The sequence below is a fragment of the Enterococcus sp. C50 genome (assembly GCF_040887505.1).
GTDB classification, from domain to species: Bacteria; Bacillota; Bacilli; order Lactobacillales; family Enterococcaceae; genus Enterococcus_B; species Enterococcus_B thailandicus.
Window position 1 is genome coordinate 42130 of sequence record NZ_JBFOFW010000006.1, and the last position, 16984, is coordinate 59113.

Below are 16984 nucleotides of genomic sequence, written 5' to 3' on the forward strand. Positions count from 1 at the left end.
CTCCACTTTCTTTTTCACAACTCTGGAATTCTTCCTAGTAAATAGTAGACATATTTTTTAAATAAATCAAGTTATTTTACAAAAAACTAATTGAGATAAGGGAGTTTTTTCGCATATCCTTCTTTGTTTACTTGTCGCGCACGTGCAATTGCAAGTGCATATTCAGGAACATCATTTGTAATGGTTGAGCCCGCTGCAATCGAACTATGATCTTCGATTGTCACCGGTGCAACGATGTTTGAGTTTGAGCCAATGAAGCTGTGGGCACCGACTTTTGTATGATGTTTTTGTTTACCATCATAGTTAACGAAAACCACACCACAACCAACATTGATGTCCTCACCTAATGTTGCATCACCAACGTAAGTCAAATGACCAACTTTTGTATGATTGCCAATCTCAGCATTTTTCACTTCAACAAAGTTTCCAATGTGCGCCCCTTCACCAATTTCAGCGTTTGGACGTAAGTGAGCAAATGGGCCAACATCTGCTGCTTTTTTCACATGACTGCTTTCAATCACAGAATTAGTAATTACAACGTTATCTTCAATCACACTGTCCACAATTCGTGAATGTGCACCAATCATGCAATCCATCCCAATGACTGTTTCGCCTTGTAATTGTACGCCTGCTTCAATCACTGTATCTGAACCAATAACAACACCCGCATCAATATAAGTTGACGCTGGATCAACAAAAGTGACACCATTAGTCATGTGTGCTTCATTAATTCGTTTACGCATGATTTCATTTGCTTTTGCCAATGCGATACGATCATTTACACCCATTGATTCTTCAAAATTTTCTGTTTGATAGGCAGCAACCGTATTGCCATCTTCTTTTAGAATTTCAATAATATCAGTTAAGTAATATTCACCTTGGGCATTGTTCGTACCCACTTTATTCAAGGCAGTAAATAATGCTTCGTTGTCAAAACAGTAAGTACCTGTGTTGATTTCTTTTACGCGTGCTTCTTCTGGTGAAGCATCTTTTTGTTCGACAATTTTTTCTACGATTCCAACATGGTCGCGGATGATTCGTCCGTAACCAGTAGGATTTTGTGCTTGTGCTGTTAAAATCGTTGCACTAGCATTTTTTCCTTGATGGTATTCAAATAAATTGTTTAGTGTTTCTGTTGTTAATAATGGTGTGTCACCACTGATGACTAACGTTGTTCCTTTTTTGCCTTCTAAGAAAGAGGCTGCTTGTAAAACTGCGTGCCCAGTGCCTAGTTGTTCTGCTTGTAAAGCATACTCACTACGTTCACCTAATTGTGCTTTTACTTGTTCAGCCCCATGACCAACGATGGTAATGATTTCGTCAGGATTAGTTTCACTTACTCGATTGATAATATGTTCGACCATTGGTTTTCCAGAAACTGGATGTAATACTTTATATAATTTTGACTTCATACGAGTTCCTTTTCCCGCTGCCAAAATAATTGCATAACGTGCTTCCACTTACTTCACTCCTAGTTATCATTTCCTGTGTTAAGTTTAGCCCAGTGCTCGCTTTTTTTCAACTAACGATTATTTTAAAAAATTGCGTTAAAAATAAAAAAGTTGGGACAGCTTTTTGTCCCAACCTCTTCTAACTTGATTCGTTTCGCTGATAAAGTTATTCTTCTGAGAAATAATTTCCAGGAACAACTGTGATGTTTTTCGTTTTTGTATCAACATCTTTCACATAAAGTAGTGAAGTATAATCATCGATTGCACGATGTCCATGGAATTTTGATTCTGCAAAAACAGTGATACCAACTAATTCAGATTCGAATTCTTCAATCAAACTCTTCATTCCGTTGACTGTTCCGCCGCCTTTCATAAAGTCGTCGACGACAAGAACTCTTGAACCACGTTTCAAACTTCTTTTTGAAAGTTCCATTTTTTCAATTCGCTCAGATGAGCCTGAAACATAATTTACACTCACAGTCGAGCCCTCAGTGATTTTTGAATCACGTCGAACAATGACAAACGGAGCATTTAAATAATAAGAAACAGCTTGGGCAATTGGTACACCTTTTGTCGCAACTGTCATCACGGCATCAATTTTTTCACCTAAATATTTTGATGCGATGATTTTCCCAACTTGTCTTAATAACTCAGGTTCTCCTAATAAATCTGATAGATAAACATAGCCACCTGGCAACAAGCGATCTTGTTCTGATAAACGTTCGGCTAAAGATTCAATATATTTTTTTGCTTCTTCGTAAGGAATCTCGGGAATAAACAAGACACCACCCGCCGCACCAGGAATTGTCTCTAGTGTGCCGTAACCTCTTTCTTTAAATGTTTTCTTGATAATCGCTAAGTCCTCACTGATGGAAGATTTAGCAGATTCATAACGTTCGGCAAAACTTGTTAACGAAATCAATTCGTGTGGATGATCTAATAAGTATTGAGTCATATCAACAAGACGCTCACTGCGACGTACTTTCACATATTCCAGCTCCCTTTTTTAAAATTGTCGTTTTTCATTATATAAGTTTTTTTTCAAAAATTCGAGCATTTTATAAAAAAATAAGAAAATAGTTCGGTATTTCTGATTTATAAAAAAAGAAACGGTGGAAATATTTCGTTTCCGCCGTTTCTTTCAACACATTTTATGCTCGATTTTTTCGTTTTAACCCAATTGATAGTCGTTTCACTATATTAACGATTAAGAATAATGCAATAAAGACTAACGTGATTGTTGCTCCCGGCGGTGTGTCCAAGTAAAAGGAACTACCTAATCCAGAAAGCATCCCGACAAAGCCAACAAAAATACTAATTGCAATCACGACGTTGAAGCTCCGACCTAAGCGCATGCCGATTGCTGCTGGTAACACCATGATTGCAGAAATCAACAATGCCCCTGCAATTGGAATCATTACCGCAATCGCAATACCTGTGATCACGTTAAACATCATCGACATCGCATGGATAGGCAATCCGTCAACATGCGCCACATCTTCATCGAAAGTTAGGACATACATTGGACGTTTGAATAAAACAAATAAGATACCAATGACTACAAATAAAATACCTAAAAAAATGACTTGATCCCACGTGATGGTCACAATTGATCCAAATAAATAAGATTGAATGCTCGTTGCAGAATTCCCACCACTCAAATTCATCAAGACTAACGCTAACGCTAGTCCTCCGGCCATTAAAATTGCAATCGAAATCTCAGAGTACGTCCGATAAATCGTACGTAGATATTCTAAAACGATTGCTGCTAAGACCACAACAATCATTGTGGTAACTGTTGGGTTCAAATTGAGAAAGAACCCCAACGCCACACCTGCTAACGAAACATGAGAAAGTGTATCAGCCATCAACGACTGTCTTCTAATTACTAAGAAAACGCCCAGCATTGGGGCAATTCCCGCAATAAAAATCGCAGCAAGAAATGCTCTTCTCATGAATTCATATGAAAGCAACGCCATTGAGAATCCTCCTTCCTTACCAAACGAATTTGTCGATCTGCATACTGCTTGATGTCCTCATGATCGTGAGTAATCATCAAAACTGATTTTCCATGCACATGCGCACTATGTCGCAACAAACGATAAAATTCATTTCTAGATTCTTCATCCATCCCTGTCGTTGGTTCATCTAAAATAAATAAATCTGGATCAGTTGCAAACAAACGTGCCAAACTAATTCGTTGTTTTTGTCCGCCTGACAGCTCACCAATTCGACGATGCCGCATATCCCACATTCCAACAGACTCCAAGGCAAGCTTCACGTATTCGTGATCCTTTTTAGTCAGACGTTTGAACCACTTACCTCTAGGAAACCGTCCTGAACGAACTAATTCAATTACTGTGCTTGGAAATCCCGCGTTAAATGATGCTACTTGTTGGGGAATGTAGCCAATCTTCAATTTTTTTCCTTCTTGATTTTCCGTAGCAATCGTGACAGTTCCTTTAGTGGGCTTTAATAATCCCAAAGTTGCTTTAATCAACGTTGACTTTGCTGCTCCATTTTCTCCAGTTAAAATGACAAACTCCCCAGCATCAACATGATAAGATACATCTTCTAATACTGGTTCTTCTTCATAATAAAAGGTCAAATCAGATACTTCGATATAATGCATCACAAGACCTCCTTCTAAACTTACTCGATAACTTACTTAATGCTTTCTTTCAATGCCGCTAAATTTTCTTCCATTACAGAAATATAATTCTCACCAGCAGCCATTTGTTTTTCCGTTAAGCTTTCCAGTGGATTTAGCACTTCAAGCTTCACGCCTGTTTCAGCAGCTAGCGTCTCAGCCACTTTCGAAGAAGCATTTTCTTCAAAATAAATGACTTTTGTCTGATTTTCCTCAACAAATGATTTCAGTTCTGCCAAGCGACTTGGTGTCGGCTCTTGATCTGGTGAAATACCTGAAATTGATTTTTGCGTTAAGTTATATTGATTAGCTAAATAAGCAAATGCAGCATGTTGCGTAACAAATGTCCGATTTTTTGCATCTTTTAATTCTGTTGCGTATTTTTGATTTAACTCTTCTAACTTTTTGATATAAGCTTCCGCGTTTTTATCAAATGTCGCTTTCTTTTCAGGATATTTATCTCCCAATTCTTTCGCAATGGTTTGAACTTCTTGAATTGCTAATACTGGGTCTAACCATACATGAGGATCATATTCGTGCTCATGTCCGTCATGGCTCTCTTCATGCTCATCTTCAGCTTCGTGATCATGGTCTTCCGTTCCTTCTAAGCGTTCAATTCCCTTAGCTGCCTCAATCATCAATGTTTTTTCTTGATCAACTGATTTCTTTATTGAATCAACAAAAATTTCCATGTCTGAACTATTATACACGAAAACATCTGCATCTGAAATTTTTGCCATCTCTTTTGCACTTGGTTCAAAATCATGGGGTTCTGTTCCTGCAGGTATCAGTAACTCAACTTTGCCTTCGTCACCAACAACTTCCTTCGTAAAATCATACATTGGATAAAAAGAAGTAATAATGGTTAATTCGTCTGTCTTTGACTCACTTTTCTTTTCAGTTTGTCCACAAGCAGCAAATAACAACATTCCTGCAACAGCTATCGTTGCCCATACATATTTTTTAATCATTGTTTACCCCTTTCTAAAATAGCAAATCGGAATTTTACGATTTGTCAACGTGGACTAATGTATCAAAATAAAAAATCGCAGTCAATAGGATTCGGAAAATTTCTGATTTACAACGCATATTTAGAAGTAAACCGTAAAACACTTGAATACTTTTTCATAGAATAGGCTTTCTTTTCAGCAACTAGACCATCATTCTATTCTCAGATAAAATGGCGTAAACTTTACGAAAGGGGTGATCCCATGAATTGTTACAATTGGATAAAGGTCATGCTTCCACCATTTCCCTGGAATAAAAAAAAGCACATAAGTTTAGCCGCAAAAGAAAACTAAACTTATATGCTTTTTAATTGCTTCTCAGTTATTAAATCGACTACAAAAATCTTTTCCGAAATTCACTTAAGCTTTAACGCAATGTGCGTACAAGATAAACTTCATCACAAAACCCTTTTAATCCATTATATACTCGTTGTGCTCTCGAATAGTGTTGGCACAAACCAAAAACTGTTGGTCCACTACCGCTCATCAAAGCCACGTCCGCTCCATATTTAATCATTCGTTCTTTGATCTGATGAATGACAGGATGCCTTTTCCCAGTCACATCTTCTAAACTGTTTCCCATTTTTTGAATCATTTGTTGATAGTCTTGTTGTTGGATTGCTTCCACCAATCCAGCGACGTCCTGATGCTGAATGGATTGCGTGTCAAGATCTCTAAACACTGTTCGTGTAGAAACACTCATTCTTGGTTTGACTAGAATAACCCAACACTGTGGCATAGATGGAATAAGTTTTACTTCCTCACCCTTACCACCAATAAATGCCGTATTCCCATATACACAGTAAGGAACATCTGTACCAACTTCTAAGCCGATTGCTGCTAATTCTTCTAAGGAACAGCCCAAATCCCATAATTGATTGATTCCGCGCAAGGCTGCGGCACAATCAGTACTGCCTCCACCTAGGCCAGCAGCCACTGGGATATTTTTTTGAACAACGATTTTAACGCCTTTTTTGATATTAAATTTATTTTTCAGTAATACGGCTGCTTGATAGACATTATTTCGTTGATCTACAGGCAAGAAAGCTTTATTTGTTTCCACCACGATTTGATCTTCAGGTAATTCTTCAAAAATCAAATGATCTGCTAAGTCCACACTCGACATAACCATCTCAAGTTCATGGTACCCATCTGGCCGTTTATATAATACATCCAATCCTAAATTTATTTTGGCTGGTGCTTTTTCAATTAGTTCCATACCTCTCACCCATTCGAAAAGTCTAAGTCGAAAGTATTCTATCATAGGGGAAAATAAAAGTATAGCTAACTTCCGCCTTAAATTCCTATTTCAACTGAAGCAAAAAGAAAAAAAGAGGATAAGACGTTATTCATTCTTATCCTCTCAATCTTTCAAATCGATTTTTATTCTCATTACCTATTTATAGTTCAGTCAAAACTTCTTGAGCTAAGCTTGGATTTTTCCCTTTCCCGCGACCAATCAGAATAAATAATTGAAGAGTTGCGAATACAAAATTGCTACCTTTCATATAAGCAAAGTAACGTCCTTCCCAACGACTGACATACCTTGATTTTCTTTCATAAGTCGTTTGGAAAGCATAGAAAAAGTTTCCATAATTATAAACGATGTTCATCATTTTTTCTTGAATAAATGAAAAATCTGTTTCTCCAACGTTCGCCAAAGGTGCTAGACCAAGATTTGCTTCCAAGTAACCTTGTTTTTGATACACAACAAACAAATTTGCTAACAGGTAGTCACTCAATGCGACAGGTTCTCCCGGCAACACTCGCAACAAATCATATCCTGCTTGTGTTTGTGTCATCGGTTGTGCCGTCACAAAACCAACTACTTGTTGGTCTTTTCGAACAACACCCACGCCACTGGTCTTCACGTACTCTTTGTCAAATCGGCCAACAGAAAAATGTTTCTCTGTTTCGCCGTTCAACCAAGCATGTGACACCTCTCCCAGTGTTGCAAGCAGTTCCTCAGGAATTTCATCATACCAAGTAAAATGATAACCTTCATTTGTTAATCGTTGATATTCTAATTGTTGATTCAGCCAAGGAACATCTGCAATCGTTAAGTCAGCAATCCCTGCTTCCCCTACTTTAACAAAACGAAACCCAACTTCATGCAGCATCACAACATATTTTTCTGACACCTTATAAAAAGCCAGCTGATAACCTAAACAATCAGCTTTTTTCAGAAAGCTTTTGGTTGCCGTTCGCCACATAGCTGGATTACCAATTGGATCTCCAAGCACAAAGCATTTATTTCCCTTCACCTGATAGCCAAAAACTACTTGATCTTTGCTACCTTCTTGATAATAAAAATATTTATATCCCGACAATTGCAAATAATGACTAGAAGCTGTTCCACCATATTGATCAATCAGCTGATCCAATCGCTCTGCCTCTAGCTCCGTTCCAAGCTCCTCCGTTGCCGTAGATAAATACTGATATAACGCCACCAGCGCTAACAACGAAATACCTAAACCAACCAGTCCAGAAAACCAGACCTCATCTGAAGGAAACAGAATAAAATTGTTCGCAGTCATTCGTCCTACCCAAAATTGATCACTATGATAACCTGCAATTGCATAAACAACAAACAAGAACCCGAATAAGCAAGCATCAAAAGCGATTGCTCCCCAAGAATAGACAAATTTTTTGCGATAAAACTCCTTGCGTGCCAGCCAAACTGCTAACAAAATAAGGACATAAACTAAAATCAATTCCCACGACAACGTTCGAGTAATCGTATTTAAAATACCAAAAATCAACAAGGTGATTGTTGGCAAATACGCTTTTTTCACCTTCATCGCTAAACCACGAGCCAAGCCTAACAGTAAAAATCCGACAAGTAGGTTGAGTGTCTGATCTAAGAAATTAAATGAAAAAGGCAACAAAATTTGAAATAGGCGACTAATCGCAGATAAATTTGTAATTGTTGATAGTAAAACCATCATGATACCCGCAAAATAAACAGCACTAACTAAAATGATATGTGCCACTTTTTGGAAAAACAACCGTGGGATATTATCAAGAAACCTGTTCACTTTCACACCAGTATGCGTGATAAACAAAAGAATACCTGTTAAAAATGGCACTACATAATAAAATAGGCGATAATACAATAACCAAACAACTGCTACATTTTGACGAACAGCTAACTGACTCATACCAAGAATCATCAACACGTCAAACGTTCCCATGCCACCCGGAACCATCGTTAACATACCTATCAGCGTTGCCACAATAAACATGGGATAAATCGAATGAAGGGATACGTTGATTCCCATCAGCTTGCCGATTAATAGAAATACGGTTAGCGCACCTGTCCACTGACCAAACGAGGCAAAAAACAAACCCACCAAGCCTTTTGGATAAAATTCTGAAAACAAGGTCCTTCTTTTAAGATACGCAAAAAAGAAAATGACCGGTGCAACAAAACTTCCACCTAGTAACCAAATCCAATAACTTCGAAAAATACTCTCTGTTTGAATGAAAAAGACATCCACAAAAGTGAACAGCGACCACACAGATAAACCTGTTATCATAAAGACTGCTACTTTTGAAACAGTTGCCAGTACCTTTTTTCGATCCGCCTGCTTACCATAAAAATTAGCGCGCAAGCTTGCACCCACGACACCACCAAATCCTGCCAAATTGTTGATTGTATTCGTAATCCAAGCCGCTAGAAAAAATTCTTGCCTTGGCATCTTAGGCTTTCCTTGCTTTTCCAATACTCTAAGTGTCACCCAATCATATAAAAGCATTGGTAACACACCCAGTAATCCAAGCAACGTCATTAAAACAATTGTTAGGTGATTCTGCTTATCCATTGTTTCCAAAATATCTTGCCAACTCATACCATTTGCGATATTAGCAACCTGATTCGCGACAAAGACTAATACTGAACCAAAAAAAATCAATTTTAAAATCAGACTATGACTTTTCATCCATTGAAGAATCAATTGTATTTTATTTTTCACATTTTTACCTTCCAAACTCATGTACTTTCATTTCATAACACTAATGTTAGCTTATTTAATTATAATTTTCCACTTTTGCTTAGCACGTTGCTTGCGATTCCTAACAAACAAAGCTATTCTAAAATCAAAAGGGAGGAAATAAAATGAACATTGGATTTATTGGAACAGGAAATATGGCACAAGCAATTATTCGTGGGCTACTTGAAAAAGAAACTTTTTCAAAAGATGAAATTTTTGTTTCGAGTGGCCATTTTGAAAACGCACAAGCCTTTGCCAAGCAAACAGGAGTCACTGCTTGTCAAACAAACCAAGAAGTCGCTGAACAAGTAGACATTCTTCTACTCGCAGTAAAACCTAAAATTATTTCAACCGTACTTCATGAACTACAAGACTATAGTCAAAAAATTCTTTTTATTTCTATTGCATCTGGCACAACTTTAAATGATCTTGAAACAGCCTTAAATAGCTCGCAAGCTGCGATAATCCGCGTCATGCCAAATGTCAATGTCAGCGTTGGTGCCGGAGTTTCTGCCATTTGTAAAAATTCTGTTGCTACCGAAGAACAATTCGCACACGCAACACGAATCTTTGAAGCAATCGGGAGCGTCTATCCTTTAGCCGAAGCAGATTTTAGTGCTTTTATTGGCTTGGCTGGAAGTTCTCCTGCGTTTGTTTACATGCTCATTGACGCTATGGGAAGAGCCGGGGTGTTCAATGGCTTACCCAAAAAATTAGCCACTGAAATCTCTGCCAAAGCAATTTTAGGTTCGTGCGAAAAATTCCTTGAGAGCAATGAAAATCCTTGGGAATTAGTTGACCAAGTTTCCTCTCCAGGAGGAACAACAGTTGCCGGGGTCGTTGCACTTGAAGAAGCTGGGTTTATTCCAGCAATCATCAAGGGAATCAATACTACCATTGAAAAAGATCAAGAAATGCTTGCACAAAAAAATCAACAATAATAAAAAAACGACCAATGACTAAAATAGTCATTGGTCGTTTTTTTATTTAGCGTAATCTGTTGCTCGTGTTTCGCGAATAACAGTTACTTTAATGTGTCCAGGATAATCTAATTCTTCTTCAATTCGCTTACGAATATCTCTAACCAAACGAACTGCTTCTAAGTCAGAAATTTCTTCAGGTTTTACCATTACACGTACTTCACGTCCTGCTTGTACAGCAAAACTTGAATCTACGCCGGCAAAACTATTAGAAATATTTTCTAAGTTTTGAAGACGACGAATATAGTTTTCTAAAGATTCGCTTCGTGCACCAGGTCGAGCAGCTGATAAAGCATCGGCTGCAGCAACAAGTACTGAAATAACCGATGTCGCTTCCACATCACCATGGTGAGAAGCAATCGCATTGATAACCACTGGATTTTCTTTGTATTTGGCAGCTAATTCTGCACCAATCTCAACATGAGAACCTTCAATTTCATGGTCAAGTGCTTTCCCAATATCATGTAGCAAGCCTGCTCGTTTAGCTAATTGGATATCTTCGCCTAATTCTGCAGCTAAAATTCCAGATAGTTTAGCAACTTCCACTGAATGTTTCAACACATTTTGACCATAACTTGTTCTAAAGCGTAATCGTCCCAAAATCTTAATTAAATCTGGATGGAGTGTATGCGCACCAACTTCAAACGCAGCCTCTTCTCCATATTCGCGAATACGTTCATCCATTTCTTTACGTGATTTTTCAACCATTTCTTCAATACGAGCTGGATGGATACGCCCATCTTGAATTAATTTTTCCAACGTCATTCTTGCGATTTCTCTCCGAATTGGATCAAAACCAGAAAGAACAACTGCTTCAGGAGTGTCATCGATAATCAAATCAATTCCTGTTAGTGTTTCTAATGTGCGAATGTTACGACCTTCTCTACCAATAATGCGACCTTTCATCTCATCATTTGGCAAAGTAACAACTGATACTGTGGTTTCAGAAACTTGATCTGCCGCACAACGTTGAATAGCTAATGAAAGCAAGTTCTTCGCTTTACGATCAGCCTCTTCTTTTGCACGCTGTTCAGATTCTTTCACCATAACAGTTAACTCATGATTCAACTCTTCCTCGGTTGACTTCATGATAACATCCTTTGCATCTTCTTTAGATAAACCAGCAATTTTCTCTAACTCTTTTTGTTGATCTTCAATCAATTTTTCAACGTCTTGTTCTCGCTCTTCAATTAATTGCTGTTTTGAACTAAGTATTTCTTCTTTGCTTTCAAGTGAGTTCTCACGTTTTTCCAATGAGTCATCTTTACGATTCAATGTTTGTTCACGTTGAATCAATCGATTTTCTTGAGATTTTAATTCTAATTTGCTTTCTCTCAGCTCACTTTCAACTTCAGAACGATATTTCTGATTTTCTTCCTTAGCTTCCAACAATGCTTCTTTTTTTAGAGTCTCTGCTTCTTTCTTTGCACTGTCGATAATACCCACAGCTGATGTTTTTGCACCAGCTATCTCTTTTTCGTGACGTGACTTCGCAACGACCAACCCTAAACCAAGACCGACAATTAAACCGATGATAGCGAGGAGAATGTTGAATACCATAAAATCCACCTCCATACTATCTTTTTCATTTTATCAATCACGTAGTTTTTCTGATAAACTATTTTAATCTTATCAATATGCCTACTTGCATATGTGCACAAAAAGTACACAAGTTTATTCTAATGTTTGTACCCCTTAGTGTCAACTTTAAATAAACAAAGAAACTGCTTTCTAAATTTATATTAAACGGTGGTTTTTTATCATTACCGACAGAAAGAGGTCTTGATAGCACTTGGTTTATTCGCTAGACTTAATCCTTTTTTCTTTTCACAGATAAAAGTCAAGTTTTCGATTATTTCCGTTGAACTAGATAACCGCAACTGTTATATCCGAATGCAAATTGTCCTATAAATATAAATTAACGATTACAAATGTTCTTTTATTTTTGAGAAAACCTCTTACTCTTGATGAAGACTCTAACTTCTAGTTTCACCCTCGACAAAAAAGGTCGAGACAGTTTGTCCCGACCTTTGAAAGTCAAATTCATTATTCTTCTGTTAAAGGTAATTCTTCCTGTTCAGGTTTTTCCTCTGTTTCAATACCTTCACCAATTCCATAAGCTTCGCGAACCAAGCCAGAAATTTCATTCATCATTTCTGGGTGAGTAGACATATAAATTTTTGCATTTTCGCGTCCTTGGCCGATACGATCTTCTTTATATGAATACCAAGCGCCACTTTTATCAACGATATCTTTTTCTACCGCCATATCAAGTAGTTCTCCCTCTTGTGAGATTCCTAGTCCATACATTACATCAACTTCTGCTACTTTAAATGGTGGTGCAACTTTGTTTTTAACTACCTTAATTTTCGTACGGTTTCCGACAATATCTGTCCCTTGTTTCAATTGTTCTGCACGACGTACTTCTAAACGAATCGTTGCATAGAACTTCAATGCACGTCCCCCAGGTGTTACTTCTGGGTTACCAAACATTACGCCTACTTTTTCACGAATTTGGTTGATAAAAATCGCAATTGTTTTTGTTTTATTAATTGAACCTGACAATTTACGCAAAGCTTGGGACATCAAACGAGCCTGTAATCCAACGTGAGCGTCACCCATTTCACCATCAATTTCTGCTCGTGGAACTAACGCTGCTACTGAATCGACAACAACGATATCTACTGCACCACTTGAAACCAATGCATCAGCAATCTCTAATCCTTGTTCACCTGTATCTGGTTGTGATAACAACAATTCATCGATATTAACGCCTAATTTTTGGGCATATTGAGGATCCAATGCGTGTTCAGCATCAATAAAGGCTGCTGTCCCACCATTTTTTTGTACTTCGGCAATTGCATGAAGTGCAACCGTTGTTTTACCAGAACTTTCTGGCCCGTAAACTTCGATGATTCTTCCTCGTGGATAACCACCTACTCCCAATGCTACATCTAAAGCAAGTGAACCACTTGGAATTGTTGAGATTTGTTGGTCGATTTTCTCGCCCAATTTCATAATAGAACCTTTACCATAACTTTTTTCAATTTTCTTTAACGCAGCATCTAAGGCCGCTTTACGATCATCTGCCAATACGATAATCCTCCTTATATTCACATTAACAACGTCATTTCAATACAATTATCATAGCGGTTTTAGAATTAAAAAGCAAGAAAAACCGAACAAATATTCGCATTTTATTTTTTTCTTAAAATCCGCTTACGTAACATATTCAGACCTTCCATTACCGAGTTGCGACGAATTGCTTCACGTCCGCGCGTAAATTGAAACTTAGTTGCACTTACTTCCTCAGCTGAAGCTACAGCAATCCAAACTGTTCCGACGGATTGGTTTTCAAGCATACCTGGTCCTGCAACGCCTGTAAACGATACCGCATAGTCCGTTTTCGCTAACTTTCTTGCTTGCTCAGCCATTTTTTCGGCACACTCTTGACTCACAGTTCCATATTTTTCCAGAAATTGCGGATCGATGTTTAAAAAATCGGCTTTTGTTTCTTCTGAGTATGTCACGAATCCTCCAGGAAAAACTTCAGAAACACCGGAAAGTTTTCCTAATGTTGCTTGAAACTCTCCTGCAGTTAAACTTTCAGCAGCAGTTACTGTTTTCCCTCTTTCTTTTAGCAAATCGACTACAACTTTTTCTAACGAATTATCATCTCCATAGCCATAAAAATATTTGCCCACCCGTTCCTGAATTTTTTCTTCCAGTGCAAGCAATGCTTGATTACCGGCATGAATATCATTGGTTTTAACCGTTAAACGTAAGGTAACTTCATTGGGTTTCGCATAGGGTGCAATCGTCGGATTGATTTGTGTTGAGATTAGTTCGGCTAGTTCTGTAACTAATCGTGATTCACCAATGCCATAAAAACGTAAGACGCGTGAAATTAATTTTTCTTTTGAAGGAAATTTTTCGATCAATAATGGACGCACTTGCTCAATGAACATTGGTTTCAGTTCACTTGGTGGCCCAGGGAGTAAGATATACGCATGAGATTCTTCTTGGATAAATGTCCCAACAGCTAGCCCTGTACGATTTGGTAAAACAATACCTCCTTCAATAGTTTGTGACTGTTGTAAATTATTCGCAGTCATTTTACGCTTGGTTGTTTCAAAAAACTCTAATAATTTTTGATAGGCTTCTCTATCTTGAACCAACCCTTTCCCCAAATGGTCAGCGGTTACTTCTTTGGTTAAGTCATCCTCTGTAGGACCTAACCCACCACACAAAATAATTAACTCGCTTCGTGACTCTGCTAAGCCTATCAACTCATCTAGTCTTTGTTTGTTATCCCCAACAACTGTCTGATAGTAAACTTCAATACCAAGATCTGCTAACTGCTCAGCCAAAAAAGTTGCGTTTGTATTGACCACTTGACCAAGAAGTAGCTCTGTTCCTACTGCAATAATCTCTGCTTTCATAAATTTTCCTCTCCCTAATAATTAATACGCTATAACGAAAATATTTTTTTATTTAAAAAAGCTTGGGACAAAATTGTCACCAAGCTTTTATCGAAATTACATTGAGCCTTTAAACACAGCACTATTTTTGGCAAAGTAATCAACACCAGAATAGATTGTGAATACTAAACATGCATAAAGCATAATTTGATCTAATGGAAGACCAATCAAGTTAAATGGAATGTTATTGATAAGCAACAAAATGATTGCAACCATTTGAGTAGCAGTTTTCACTTTTCCAGGCCATGCAGCTGCCATTACTTCACCATGTTCAACTAATAATAGGCGTAAACCTGTTACCGCTAATTCTCGGCAAACAATAATCGCAACAACCCATGCTGGTGCTTTATCTTGACCAACTAACATAATAAATGCTGTCATAACTAACATTTTGTCTGCTAAAGGATCGGCAAATTTCCCGAAGTTTGTTACTAAACCTTGAGAACGAGCAATTTTCCCGTCAAGCCAGTCAGTAATACTTGCAATTGCAAAAATGATTGCTCCAACTATTTGTGTTACAGCAACAGTTGTTGTTCCCACCGTCAATTGTCCCCAATCCAAAGGTATTCCTACAACAAGGATAAAGATTGGAATCATACAAATTCTTAATACAGTTAATTTATTTGGTAAATTCACACTATTGCACTCCTTTCTTGTTCATTTTACGTGAGTCTCACTAAAGTTTCCACAGAAATAACTTACTTTTTTCACTCACGAAAAAAATTATTCATTTTACTATTGAAAAACTGCAATAAAAATCGAGTGGATTTTTATTGCAGTTTTGTTTGAATTATTCTGCGTATTGGATAGCAAGGTTAACGTTTTTGGGACTTAAATTATTTTCTCCAGCATTCACTGGAACATCTTCCCCATTTGCTTTAATTGAAATATTGCTTGCTGCACCAATTGTCACAACTGCATTAGGCACATTAGCAGCAATCTGTGTACTCTGTGATTCACCAGTTGCAAGTGTTCCTTGGTAAACATACGCACCATTAACCATCACACCTACCCACACACGATCTTTCGCTGTGAATTCCAGTGTTAAAGGCTCCGTTGCATCAATAATGTTCACATCAATTGCATTCGTTGTATCTGTACCAGCAGTAATCGTCATCTTCTTTTCTTCAGTCGTGGATTCAACTGTCGAAGATTGTGCTGACGTTGATTCACTTGATTGTGAGGATTGCTTTGTTTCCTCAATTGATCCATCGACTGTCATTGATGAGCTCGCTTCACTAATAATTGGTGCCGCTTGTCGATCTTGCCACGTCATATAACCAACAACAATCACGATTGCAACTGCAACCAATCCTAACAAAACAACAGGCAGACTTGTCCAAAATTTACTTGGTTTAAATTCTTCTTGGTGCATTGCTTTTCGTGAACCACTAACAGTTTCTGGCTCTGGTCTTTTAATTTCTGAGCCATCAGATAATTTTCTTTTTCCATCGAAAACATCCACAAGTTTATCGCCATCTTCTCCAACAGCTTGCGCATACTGACGAATAAATGCACGTACATAAAACTTACCAGGAAGTTGATCGAATTCGTCGTTATCGATTGCTTCAAGGTAACGTTTTTGAATTTTTGTAATTTGTTGTAATTCGTCTAAAGATATTTTTTTATTTAGACGAGCTTGCCGTAATTTTTCCCCAATGGTTTCAAAAGCCACTCGTTCATCTTCTCCAGTCTTTTTATTCTAGCCAACCACCCGTTACTGGTAGTGTAATTCCGGTGACATAGGCCGCTTCTTTTTGTAATAAAAATGTGACAGCAGCAGCAATTTCTTTTGGCTGAGCTAGTCTTCCTAGCGGGATTGCCTCTTTTAATTCCGTTAATTCTGTCTTAGACCAGTCCTGATTCATCGCTGTTGCGACAGCTCCTGGCGCTATGACATTGGCCGTTATTCCTAATGTTGCAACTTCTTTTGCATATGCTTTAACAAATGCTTGTTGGGCACCTTTAACAGCACTGTAAACTGTTTCCATACTGCTTCCTTGCATCCCGTAAACAGAACCAATAAACACAATTCTGCCATAATCAGACCGAGCAAGTTTTGTTTCTAGCCTTTGCAAAAGCAATAGCGGAGATTTCACATGAATTTGCCAAAGCTGGTCCATGTCTAATTCCGTATACTCCTTAAACAAAGCATATTTCGTAAATCCTGATGCAAAAATGACACTGTCAACTTGAAATAATCCTTGTGTAAATTTCGGTATTTCTTCCATGCTTAACATGTCTAAGGATACCATAAAAAAATCTTGCAGCGGATAACATTTTTGCAAGTCTAAAACGAAATTTAATACTTTTTTTTCATTGCGATGATAGTGACAATACAATGACCAGCCCTCTTGCGCCAACTGACGACAAATCGCTTCACCAATATCCCCACTAGCTCCCATAACTAACGCCGTTGGCAT

Annotated in this window: 14 protein-coding genes; 1 reads left to right on the forward strand and 13 read right to left on the reverse strand. The window is 37.8% G+C overall.

Features of this window, described 5'->3' with window-relative positions:
- Positions 1-86: 86 nt before the first annotated feature.
- The 7 genes from glmU to mprF all read right to left on the reverse strand — a co-directional run bounded on the left by glmU (position 87) and on the right by mprF (position 9082).
- On the reverse strand, positions 87-1460 hold the full coding sequence (glmU, locus tag AB3I20_RS08965; RefSeq protein ID WP_067484657.1) for a bifunctional UDP-N-acetylglucosamine diphosphorylase/glucosamine-1-phosphate N-acetyltransferase GlmU: 1374 nt from the start codon (positions 1458-1460) through the stop codon (positions 87-89).
- A 157-nt stretch (positions 1461-1617) separates the two neighbouring features.
- The gene (purR, locus tag AB3I20_RS08970) at positions 1618-2439 is read right to left on the reverse strand and encodes a pur operon repressor (RefSeq protein ID WP_067484655.1); all 822 of its coding nucleotides are present in this window, start codon (positions 2437-2439) and stop codon (positions 1618-1620) included.
- A gap of 163 nt (positions 2440-2602) precedes the next feature.
- Positions 2603-3430, reverse strand: a complete 828-nt coding sequence (locus AB3I20_RS08975; protein ID WP_270608440.1) for a metal ABC transporter permease — start codon at positions 3428-3430, stop codon at positions 2603-2605.
- Positions 3403-4083: a metal ABC transporter ATP-binding protein gene (locus AB3I20_RS08980; protein WP_067484650.1), complete on the reverse strand. Its 681-nt coding sequence runs from the start codon at positions 4081-4083 to the stop codon at positions 3403-3405. Before AB3I20_RS08980 ends, AB3I20_RS08975 begins: the two co-directional genes overlap by 28 nt.
- A 32-nt stretch (positions 4084-4115) precedes the next feature.
- Positions 4116-5069: a metal ABC transporter substrate-binding protein gene (locus tag AB3I20_RS08985; protein ID WP_071869038.1), complete on the reverse strand. Its 954-nt coding sequence runs from the start codon at positions 5067-5069 to the stop codon at positions 4116-4118.
- Between the two features lie 406 nt (positions 5070-5475).
- Positions 5476-6327 carry a 4-(cytidine 5'-diphospho)-2-C-methyl-D-erythritol kinase gene (ispE, locus tag AB3I20_RS08990; RefSeq protein ID WP_071869017.1) on the reverse strand — a complete coding sequence of 284 codons (852 nt, stop codon included), beginning with the start codon at positions 6325-6327 and terminating at the stop codon, positions 5476-5478.
- A 181-nt stretch (positions 6328-6508) separates the two neighbouring features.
- Positions 6509-9082: a bifunctional lysylphosphatidylglycerol flippase/synthetase MprF gene (mprF, locus tag AB3I20_RS08995; protein ID WP_368027187.1), complete on the reverse strand. Its 2574-nt coding sequence runs from the start codon at positions 9080-9082 to the stop codon at positions 6509-6511.
- A 143-nt stretch (positions 9083-9225) separates the two neighbouring features.
- On the opposite strand from mprF, the gene proC reads away from it, so the two are divergent.
- Entirely contained in the window at positions 9226-10041 is an 816-nt protein-coding gene (proC, locus tag AB3I20_RS09000) for a pyrroline-5-carboxylate reductase (RefSeq protein ID WP_067484643.1), read from the forward strand.
- A 42-nt stretch (positions 10042-10083) separates the two neighbouring features.
- Here the strand turns inward: proC and rny are convergent, their stop codons facing one another.
- From rny to AB3I20_RS09030, 6 genes are all read right to left on the reverse strand, one after another.
- Positions 10084-11640, reverse strand: a complete 1557-nt coding sequence (rny, locus tag AB3I20_RS09005) for a ribonuclease Y (RefSeq protein WP_067484639.1) — start codon at positions 11638-11640, stop codon at positions 10084-10086.
- Positions 11641-12126: 486 nt separating this feature from the next.
- A complete protein-coding gene (recA, locus tag AB3I20_RS09010; protein WP_067484637.1) occupies positions 12127-13173 on the reverse strand; it encodes a recombinase RecA in 1047 nt (348 codons plus the stop codon).
- Positions 13174-13277: 104 nt separating this feature from the next.
- On the reverse strand, positions 13278-14522 hold the full coding sequence (locus AB3I20_RS09015; RefSeq protein WP_368027188.1) for a competence/damage-inducible protein A: 1245 nt from the start codon (positions 14520-14522) through the stop codon (positions 13278-13280).
- Positions 14523-14618: 96 nt separating this feature from the next.
- Positions 14619-15197 carry a CDP-diacylglycerol--glycerol-3-phosphate 3-phosphatidyltransferase gene (gene pgsA, locus AB3I20_RS09020; RefSeq protein WP_368027189.1) on the reverse strand — a complete coding sequence of 193 codons (579 nt, stop codon included), beginning with the start codon at positions 15195-15197 and terminating at the stop codon, positions 14619-14621.
- Between the two features lie 154 nt (positions 15198-15351).
- Positions 15352-16236, reverse strand: coding sequence for a RodZ domain-containing protein (locus tag AB3I20_RS09025; protein ID WP_071869015.1), 885 nt, complete (start codon positions 16234-16236; stop codon positions 15352-15354).
- 22 nt (positions 16237-16258) lie between these two features.
- Positions 16259-16984, reverse strand: a complete 726-nt coding sequence (locus AB3I20_RS09030) for an SDR family oxidoreductase (RefSeq protein WP_071869014.1) — start codon at positions 16982-16984, stop codon at positions 16259-16261.

What these genes read in the sequence shown, in the direction of transcription:
- AB3I20_RS09015 (WP_368027188.1), bottom strand. Translation starts at nt 14,522, where the DNA reads ATGAAAGCAGAGATTATTGCAGTAGGAACAGAGCTACTTCTTGGTCAA.
- AB3I20_RS09030 (WP_071869014.1), bottom strand. Translation starts at nt 16,984, where the DNA reads ATGCCAACGGCGTTAGTTATGGGAGCTAGTGGGGATATTGGTGAAGCG.
- proC (WP_067484643.1), top strand. Translation starts at nt 9,226, where the DNA reads ATGAACATTGGATTTATTGGAACAGGAAATATGGCACAAGCAATTATT.
- AB3I20_RS08975 (WP_270608440.1), bottom strand. Translation starts at nt 3,430, where the DNA reads ATGGCGTTGCTTTCATATGAATTCATGAGAAGAGCATTTCTTGCTGCG.
- ispE (WP_071869017.1), bottom strand. Translation starts at nt 6,327, where the DNA reads ATGGAACTAATTGAAAAAGCACCAGCCAAAATAAATTTAGGATTGGAT.
- rny (WP_067484639.1), bottom strand. Translation starts at nt 11,640, where the DNA reads ATGGTATTCAACATTCTCCTCGCTATCATCGGTTTAATTGTCGGTCTT.
- AB3I20_RS08980 (WP_067484650.1), bottom strand. Translation starts at nt 4,083, where the DNA reads ATGCATTATATCGAAGTATCTGATTTGACCTTTTATTATGAAGAAGAA.